Source organism: Kribbella sp. NPDC031520, from assembly GCF_055580825.1.
The window spans coordinates 735194-744232 of record NZ_JBVIKS010000005.1 but is presented as its reverse complement, the minus strand read 5'-3'; the positions used below and the strand labels follow the sequence as shown (position 1 = coordinate 744232).

The 9039-nt window shown below is 68.0% G+C and carries 6 protein-coding genes; all 6 read right to left on the bottom strand.

Annotated features, from left to right (window positions below):
* The coding region (locus ACZ5BU_RS28845; protein ID WP_465703561.1) for an HNH endonuclease signature motif containing protein at window positions 1-1810 on the bottom strand (1810 nt) is incomplete at its 3' end.
* 104 nt (window positions 1811-1914) lie between these two features.
* Complete coding sequence (locus tag ACZ5BU_RS28840; RefSeq protein ID WP_465703560.1) at window positions 1915-2883, bottom strand: phosphotransferase; 969 nt, start codon at window positions 2881-2883, stop codon at window positions 1915-1917.
* A gap of 17 nt (window positions 2884-2900) precedes the next feature.
* Entirely contained in the window at window positions 2901-4466 is a 1566-nt protein-coding gene (gene aceB, locus ACZ5BU_RS28835; protein ID WP_465703559.1) for a malate synthase A, read from the bottom strand.
* 54 nt (window positions 4467-4520) lie between these two features.
* Window positions 4521-5393: an LLM class F420-dependent oxidoreductase gene (locus tag ACZ5BU_RS28830; RefSeq protein ID WP_465703558.1), complete on the bottom strand. Its 873-nt coding sequence runs from the start codon at window positions 5391-5393 to the stop codon at window positions 4521-4523.
* Complete coding sequence (locus tag ACZ5BU_RS28825) at window positions 5390-5947, bottom strand: TetR/AcrR family transcriptional regulator (RefSeq protein WP_465703557.1); 558 nt, start codon at window positions 5945-5947, stop codon at window positions 5390-5392. The genes ACZ5BU_RS28830 and ACZ5BU_RS28825 overlap by 4 nt, the downstream gene beginning before the upstream one ends.
* Before the next feature lie 46 nt (window positions 5948-5993).
* On the bottom strand, window positions 5994-8867 hold the full coding sequence (locus tag ACZ5BU_RS28820) for a S8 family serine peptidase (protein ID WP_465703556.1): 2874 nt from the start codon (window positions 8865-8867) through the stop codon (window positions 5994-5996).
* Between the last annotated feature and the right edge of the window lie 172 nt (window positions 8868-9039).

The window sequence follows — 9039 nt, the reverse complement described above, 5'->3', positions numbered from 1 at the left end:
GGATGTGGGGGAGTTGGGCGCGGTCGTCGGTGCGGCGCGGGTGTGGGGTGCGGGTGTGGGGTGCGGGTGTGGGTGCGGGTGTGGGGTGCGGTGCGTGTGGTGCCGGGTTCGGGGACGTGTTGTCGGGTGGGGTGTTGGTTGGCTGGTCGGGTCGGAGGAGAACGGTGGGGTGGAGGTGGATGGGGGGTGATTGTGCCCAGGTCGGGCGGGCGACGTGTACCTGGCCGTTGGTGATGGTGATGGACCACTGGCCTGCGTGTACGTCGACGTGGTGACGACGGCAGAGCAGCCCGAGGTTGTCGACCGCGGTAACCCCGCCGTCGATCCAGCTGATCAGGTGATGTGCCTCGCACATGATCGGCGGAGCACCACACACCACGCAGCCCTTGTCGCGGGCGTTCAGTGCGCGGCGTATGTCCCGTGTGACGAGGCGTTTGCTGCGGCCGACGTCAAGCGGTTCGGACTTCGTACCGAGCACGAGCGGGATGATCTTCGCGTCACAGGCCAGACGTCGTACGGTCGCAGCCGACAGTCCGTCGCCGTACACCAGCTGCCCGCACGCATCCGCGGTCGCCGCCTTCAGATCGTGAAAGTCGATCGTCACCGTCAACTGCGCCTTGGCCCCAAACCCCGGCACCACATCCCCCGCGCGCCCCGCTGCGACGTCGGCCGTCGTCGCGAACGGCAGAACATCCGCGGTCCCAGACGAAACGCCGCTGCCCGTCGCCGACGGTCCAGCGTTCACACCCTCGGACAGCGCCGAGCCGACGGTCCCGAAAGGTACGGCGCCTGCCGACGCGGGCAGCACGACGTCCGCGGTCCCGGACGATACGGCACCTGCCGCCGCGGGCGGTGACCCATCTGCCATACCGGATGGCGCGGGCGCCGCGGTCTCGGGCAGTACGGCGTCTGTCGACGCGGGCCGGGCTGCGTCTGCGGTCGCTCGCGGTGTGGTGGGTGTGGTGCTGGAGGTTGAAGTGTCGGCGGTGTCGGAAGGTGCGGTTTCTGCGTGGTTGTGGGTGGGGTGCGGCTGGTGGGTTGTCGGTAGGCTGCCGGCGTCGGTGGCTGTGGCGGCTATGGACAGGGCTGTCGACAGGGCGTCGGCCTGGCGTTTGTCGCGGGGGCGGGGGTCGTGTTCGCCGTCGATGGTTTTGTGGGGGCGGGCGCCGGCGTGGATCACGGCACGGAGGAGTTCGGCGTTCTCGTTGGCGAGGTAGCCGCGGAACTTCACTCCACGATCGGCCGCGCTCAGCGTCAGCGACTCCCGGGCATACGCTTTGGCCTCTTCCGGTTCGGGGCCGTCGGTGTCCAGTACGTCGCGCATTTGTTTCCCGGCCTGGCGCAACTCCAGGGGCGACAGATGGGCGGCCAGCCCCACCAGCTCTCGCTCGGCCGCATCGCGATCCTCGATCGGCACGTGCGCCGGGACCCGCTCCAGCGACGACACAATCGCCTCCGCCTGCGCGGGCCGCAACAACCATCCACTACCCACACCACCATCCTCTGTGTGACCGTCAGGGTCTGTGGCGGTGGCGTCGAGGGCGGCGGAGACAGACGGGTACTTCGGGAGGGCCTGGGCCAGGCGGAGGGTGGCGCGGGCGGTGGAGGCGTCCTGGTTGTAGCGGAAGCGGAGGAGTTCTGCGGTGTCGCGGGCACCGAGGTCGGCGGCGTAGCCGGTGGAGTCGATCGAGGCGACTACGTGGACGCGGTAGGACTCCAGTTGCGCGATCCTAGCCTCCAGCGCGTCGAGAGTGGACAGCAGTTCGCCGCCACTCATCGACCACACCGGCCGTTCGCCCAGGAGTTCCATAGCAATGACCATAGACGACCCCACCGACAGTTTCCGAACCAGAATCCCCTTGTTTTGTTGACAATTTGTGGGCCCACACCAGCCCACACCTCAGCGGCCGAGAGCTACGCCAGACCCCGCAGCTCTTCGATCCGGCCAGGGAGGTCTCGGAGGCTGTTGCCGATAGCAACGTCAATCGAGAGACTGTCGCCCATCCAGCGAGCGGGTTCGGATTCGCCGAGGGAGACCTGGATGTGTTCGCCGAGGACTTGCAACTGATTCCGGAGAACGCTGAGGAACAGATCGGCGCCGGCCCAACTGAGGTCGCAACCCGCCTCGACGTACGCCGCGAGGATGCCGTCGATCCGCTCAGGATCGCCGGCGCCGAAGATGTACGCGACCCGCGCCGCCTCCAGGGCCGCGCTGTCGATACGGACGCTGTCCCAGTCCACCAGCACGGGACCGTAGGGACCGCCAACGATATTGTGCGGTTTGAAGTCGCCGTGCGTCGTCACCAGATCCGGGACCTCGGCACACAACGAGACGATGCGCTCGGCAACGTCCAGGACGACGCGCTCCTCGTACTGTGCAGCCCACGCCGCACCACGCTTCCTGCCCGCAGCGAACCAGCCCGCCCAAGTTTCCGGTGTGCGGACCGAATCCCGCCACCAGGCAGGCAACTCACCGAGACCGAGCGGCTGCAACTCGTGGACCTGCAGCATTGTCCGCCCAAGCCAGCCCGAGACATCCGCAACCGGCTCCGCGTGCTCGACCCACCGGTGCGCCCGGAACAACCGACCCTCGATCCGCACCAGCCACCCCGAGCCCGAATCGACCGGCTCCGGCATGTCCACCCCGGCCTCGAGCGCCCGCCGTTCGAACGCCATCGCGACCGTCAACTGGTCCGTCAGTCCCGCACCGTGAAACTGCCCACCCGTGGCCGGAAAGTACCCCTTGACGAAGTAGCTTCCGCTTGCCGCGTCCAGTCGCCAGGCATCGTTGTCCCCACGCCGAACATGCACCAACTCCCCCCCCCCCCGAGGCGCACCCAGATCGAACGCGAGCGCAATCTCCTGCGGCGTCGGCGTATGCACGACGACCAGTGTGCCCGTCAGTTGAAGCGTTCGTACGCCGGTTGGGTCAGGAAGTCGACGTACTCGTCGGCCAGCGCGACCTCGAGGAACAGCGACCGGGCCGCCGCGTACCGTTCCGGCGTACTGAGCTTGGCGATCTCCTCGTCAGCGATCCGCTCGACCAGTTCGGTCGTGACCGTGTCACCGGTGTCGAGGACGACCTCGTTGCGGCGCCACTGCCAGATCTGCGAGCGCGAGATCTCGGCTGTCGCGGCGTCCTCCATCAGGTTGAAGATGCCGACCGCGCCGGTGCCTTCGAGCCAGGCGGCCAGGTACTGGACCGCGACGCTGACGTTGTTGCGCAGGCCTTCCTCGGTCACCGCACCCGGCGTGGCAGCCACGTCCAGCAACTGCTCGGCCGTCACCGAGACGTCCTCGCGGAGCCGGTCTATCTGGTTCGGGCGGTCACCGAGAACCGAGTCGAACACCTCGCGGGCGGTCTCGACCATGCCCGGGTGCGCGACCCACGAACCGTCGAAGCCGTCGCCGGCCTCCCGGGTCTTGTCGGCCTTGACCTTCGCGAACGCGACCTCGTTCACCGCCGGGTCCTTGCTCGGGATGAACGCCGCCATGCCGCCGATCGCGTGCGCGCCGCGCTTGTGGCAGGTCCGGACCAGGAGCTCGGTGTACGCGCGCATGAACGGTACGGTCATCGTCACGCTGTTCCGGTCCGGCAGCTGGAACGCCTTGCCGCTGGCGCGATGCGTCTTGATCACGCTGAACATGTAGTCCCAGCGGCCGGCGTTCAGGCCGGCCGAGTGCTCGCGGAGCTCGTACAGGATCTCCTCCATCTCGAACGCCGCCGGGTACGTCTCGATCAGGACCGTCGCCCGGATCGTTCCGCGCGGGATCCCGAGCGCTTCCTGGGCGGTCAGGAAAACCTCGTTCCACAGCCGTGCCTCGAGGTGCGACTCCATCTTCGGCAGGTAGAAGTACGGTCCCTGGCCGCGGTCGAGCTGCAGCTGCGCGCAGGCCACGAAGTACAACGCGAAGTCGACGAGCGAACCGGACGTCTCCTGGCCGTCCACCAGGATGTGCTTCTCCGGCAGGTGCCAGCCGCGCGGCCGGACCACGATCGTCGCGAGCTCCTCGTCCGACTTCAGCTCGTAGCTCTTCGCGTCGGTGCTGAAGTCGATCTTCCGGGTGATCGCGTCCAGCAGGTTCAGCTGACCGCCGACAACGTTTTCCCAGGTCGGCGTGTTCGCGTCCTCCTGGTCGGCCAGCCACACCTTGGCGCCCGAGTTCAGCGCGTTGATCGTCATCTTCCGGTCGGTCGGCCCGGTGATCTCCACCCGCCGGTCGACCAGCCCCGGCGCGGGCGGCGCGACCCGCCACTCCGGGTCGTCCCGCACGTCCTTCGTCTCGGGCAGGAACCCCAGCTCCGTCCCGGCCGTGATCGCCGCGATCCGCTCCGCCCGACGCTCGAGCAGCTCACGCCGGCGCGCGTCGTAGGCACGATGCAGTGTCTCGATCAGCCCGAGCGCGCGCTCACTGAGGATCTCGTCGTACCGATCGTGCATCGGGCCGGTGACGTCGACTGACACGTGAGGACTCCTTCACTCAGAACTGCGACTTCTCTATTCGCCATTCGGTATACGTCACGGTAATGCACCCGGCGCCAGCTTCGGCAGGACGTCTCGGAGGAGGCGGGCGTGGTCCTCCGGTCGGCGGAGCCCCAGGTTCATCGTGTTGACGCAGAGGTGGGTCGCGCCGAGCTCACGCCAGCCGTCCGCGAAGGCGCGCCAGTCCTGCTCCGGTACGGCGCCCAGGGTCAGGCGGGCCTCGATGCCGATGGCGGCCGGGTCGCGTCCGGCGTCCTCGGCAGCCTGACGGATCAACGCGAGCTGTCGGCGGGCGTTGTCGTCAGGAGCTGACTGGGGCATCCAGCCGTCACCGATCCGGCCGGTACGGCGTAGTACGGCGTCCGCGTTGCCGCCGAACCAGATCGGGATCTCGCGGCCGGGGAGCGGGTTCAGGCCGGCCTCGTCGACGTGGTCGAACGTACCGTCGTACGAGATCACCGGGTCCGCCCAGAGCTTGCGCAGCAGCTCGACCTGTTCGGTGAGCCTGGCACCGCGTTTCTCGAACGGTACGCCCAGGGCGTCGTACTCGACCTGGTTCCAGCCGATGCCGACGCCGAGCCGCAGCCGGCCGCCGCTCAGTACGTCGACCTCGGCCGCCTGCTTCGCGACCAGCGCGGTCTGCCGCTGCGGGAGGACGAGCACGCCGGTGACGAGCTCGAGCGTGGTCGTGATCGCGGCCATGTACCCGAACAGTACGAAGACCTCGTGGAACAAGGACTTGTCGGTATACCCGGTCCAGCCCGGCCGGTTCGCCGGGTCCGCGCCGAGGACGTGGTCGTAGGCGACCACATGGTTGTACCCGGCCGCCTCGACCGTCGTCGTCCACTCCCGCACGACGGCCGGATCCGCCCCGATCTCGAGCTGCGGGAACACCGCGCCGATCTTCACCTCGCCTCCAGCAGGTCGATCAGCCCGTTGACCGCGAGGTCGTACGGTTCGGTGGATCCTTCCGCGCGGGCGAGTACGTACCCACCCTGCAGCACGGCGGCGATCGTCGCGGCGGTCCGTTCCGGATCGAGGGACTCCGGGTACTCGCCATTGCGCTTGCCCTCAGCAACCACTTCCGCCAGCCGTTTCCGCAACCAGGCAAACGTTTCCGCCAACGGTCTGCGAAGTTCCGGATCCGCGACCACCTCCGGATCCGCCGTCAACCGCCCGACCCGGCACCCCTTCAGCACGTCCCGCTCACGGCCCAGATACCCGTCGATCCGCTCCGCCGCCGACCCGGGACCGCCGAACTGCTCCTCGGCCGCCGCCCGCAGTTCCTCCGCCGACCGCTCGATCGCCACCTTCGCCAACTCCGCCTTCCCGGCGAAGTGGTGATACATACTCCCCTGCCCGGCCCCAGCCTCCCGCTGAATAGCCTTCGGCGAGGTACCGACGTACCCCCGCTCCCACAACAGTTCCTGAGTACTACGAATCAACCGCTCAACCGTCTCCACCCCCTCACTGTACCCAGAGGTACAGCGAGAGGGCGGTTGGCTGTGGTCAGCTGACGGTGACGATCTTGTTCACTGTGTACGCGGTCGCGTGGTCGGCGTCGGCCGGGAACCAGACTCGGTAGGCGATCTTGCCGCGGACCGCCGGCTTGATGCCGAAGGCGTACTTGCCGGAGGTGGTGAGCTTCACCGACGCGATCGACTTCCACACCTTGTTGCCGTACTGCTGCAGGTAGACGAGCTTCCCGGCGTGAGCGGGAGCGACGTACCCGCTGAACACCGTCGCGCTGCCGAGGCGGATCGCCGTCGGCGACAGCGTGGCCGAGATCGTCGGCTTGACCTGCACGGTGACGTCCGCGGTGCGGGTGCCCATCAGGTCCGCGTTACCGGGGAACGTCAGCATGTAGACCGACGACACGGTCGGCTTGGTCGTGACCGACAGCGTTCCGGTGGACGATGTCTTCAGCGCCGCCAGCAGCGTGAACTTCGACGACGTCTTCGGCCGCACGTAGACGTTCACCGGCAACCCGGCGTACGCCAGGTTGTCGATCCGCAAGGTGCTGCCCTTGATCGTGATCGCCCCGCCGTAGCTGATCAGCGTCGACGTCACAGCGATCCCCGACTTCATCCCGAGCAGTTGCTTGATCGCGATCGGGCTGTAGTGCCCGGTGCGGTCGACGACCCAGGCGGCGTAGGTGTACGTCGTGTTCTGGGCCAGGCCCGTGTTCTTCACGGCGGTACCGGTGCCCGCGTACACGAGAGTCCCGGTCGTCGGCGTCGGCGCCTTGCTCCCGACGTTCCGCCGTACGATCACCTGGTCGAGATCGTTGGTCGGCGGGATCTTCCAGCCTAGGTTCGCGGCCAGGTACGAGCCGCTGCCGGTGAACGTGGTCAGGGCCTTCGGCGCCAGGTCGGCCGTACTGAAGACCGTCTGGAACCCAGGCATCTGCGTGTGGTCCGAGTCCAGCACGCCCCAGGCTTCGATCTTGTACGGATGGTTGTCGAGGAGCGGGTTGGCCGGCGTGATGGTGGCCGTCCGCGTCGCAGCGTCGTACGTGGTCACCGCGTCGAGCTGCAAGTCCGTCTTGCCGTCGCGCAGCAGCACGTTGGCGGTGTGCACGGAGTCCGCAACCACGTCTCGCGCGAACGTCAGCGTCGGCACCACCGACGCCGGCACACCGGACGCCAGGTTCGCCGGGAACACGTCCCGGAGCTGGTACGCAGTCCCGCTGCCGGTCACCCCCGACGTGCTGCTCGACAGCGTCAGCGTGTACGGCCGGGTGACCTTCGAACCGTTGTAGTTGCGTACAGCAACGTACGTCGCACCCGCTCCCGCCTTGACGTCAACCGCTGCGGTCAGCGGACCCCAGAGCGGACCCTTGACCGGGTCGACGACCGGGAACTCGTTCTCGGCGTGGCCGAGGAACTTCAGGTCCGTGTCGTAGACATCGACGACCGGACCGGCGTTCGAGTACGTGGTGCGCTCGTCGTAGCTGGGACCGGTGGCCGCGACGTGCACGTCCTGGGCTGCCGCGAGGTCGATCGAGTACCAGTCGACGTCACCCTCGGAGTCGATCGCGCCGGTGGCCGAGCCGAACCCGGTCAGCTTCTTCGCGCGGATCGGCTGGTCGTCGCCATCCGCAACCGCCGTCGGGAAGTCCGGGGCGAAGCGGCCACCGAGGGCGGCGTACGCGTCCAGGATGCCGGCGCCGTAAAATCGGTCGGTGCCGCGCGGCCCGGCGTCCCGGGAGAGCCCTTCGAGGCGCTGCTCGACCTGGACCGGGGTGAGCGACGGCCACTTGTTCTTCACCAGCGCGGCGACACCCGTGACGATCGGCGCCGAGCAGGAGGTACCGGTGCAGTACCAGTACGGCTCGTAGTCGGGCGGAGTCAGGTTCCGCGGACCAGTGCTCAGGATGTCCACGCCGGGCGCCGCGATGTCGACCCAGTTGCCGAACGAGCTGAAGTCGGTCAGCGAACCACCCGCGTCGGTCGCCGCGACCGCGATCACCTCCGTATAGGAGGCTGGGTACTGAAAGTCGTCGCTGCCGTCGTTGCCTGCGGCCGCCACGACGGTCACGCCCTTGTTGATGACCGCATCAGAGATCGCCTGGTGCAGGATCGGGTCGTCGTCCGGTCCTCCGAGCGACATGTTGACGACCTTGGCGCCGTGGGCGACGGCCCAATCGAGGCCCTCGGCGATGTCTGCGTCGTAGCCCTCACCGTTCGCGTCGAGGACCTTGACCGGCATCGCCTTCACGTTCCAGCCGACGCCCGCGACGCCGACGCCGTTGTTCGCGCCGGCGGCGATGATGCCGAGCGTCATCGTGCCGTGGCCGTTGTCGTCGACCGGGGTCGGCCGGGTGCTGGAGACGGCGTTGTACCCGGGGACGAGGTGGCCGACGAGGTCGGGATGACCGGCGTCGACGCCGGTGTCGAGGACCGCGACGATCTGGCTGCCGGTCGACTTCGACAGGTCCCACGCCTGCGGCATGCGGACGGTGTTGAGGTACGTCTTCTGGTCCGTGGCGTAGTACTCGTCGTTCGGAACGGCCGAGATGTAGCGCTTGTAGTTCAGCGAGGCGAGCTCGACCGTCGGGTCGGCCTTGACCTTCTTGAGCAGCTCGGGCGCCGGCACGTCGCTCTTGAGCTTCACGACCTTCGAGGCGACCGGGTCCTCGGCGGTCGCGCCGTACTTCGACACCGCGGCCTTCCGCGCCGAGGTCGTCGCCTTCGGCTTGAACTTGACCAGCACCGTGTTCGGCTCGAACGCCGCCTTGGCACCGTGGTGCCCAGTGGCGAACGCCGGCCGATACGGCTTCGGCTCGGCCGCGGAGCCGGACGAGCCGGTGAGCACGACCACCGAGCCCGCGACCAGCGCAGCAGGCACCGCCAGCCGCAGCAAACGGACAGAACGCAACACCACAACCCCCAAGACCTCGATCGGGCGGACGAGCCACATTCGGCCCAGGCCCTAAATCGTCGGAAGTGCCACCGGCGTTACATCTTCACGGCGATAGGCCCGGGCGGGTGGCTTGGTGCCACGCTCGGGTCGCAGAATCACAAGCTTGGAGGGATGTCACACCTGGTGGATG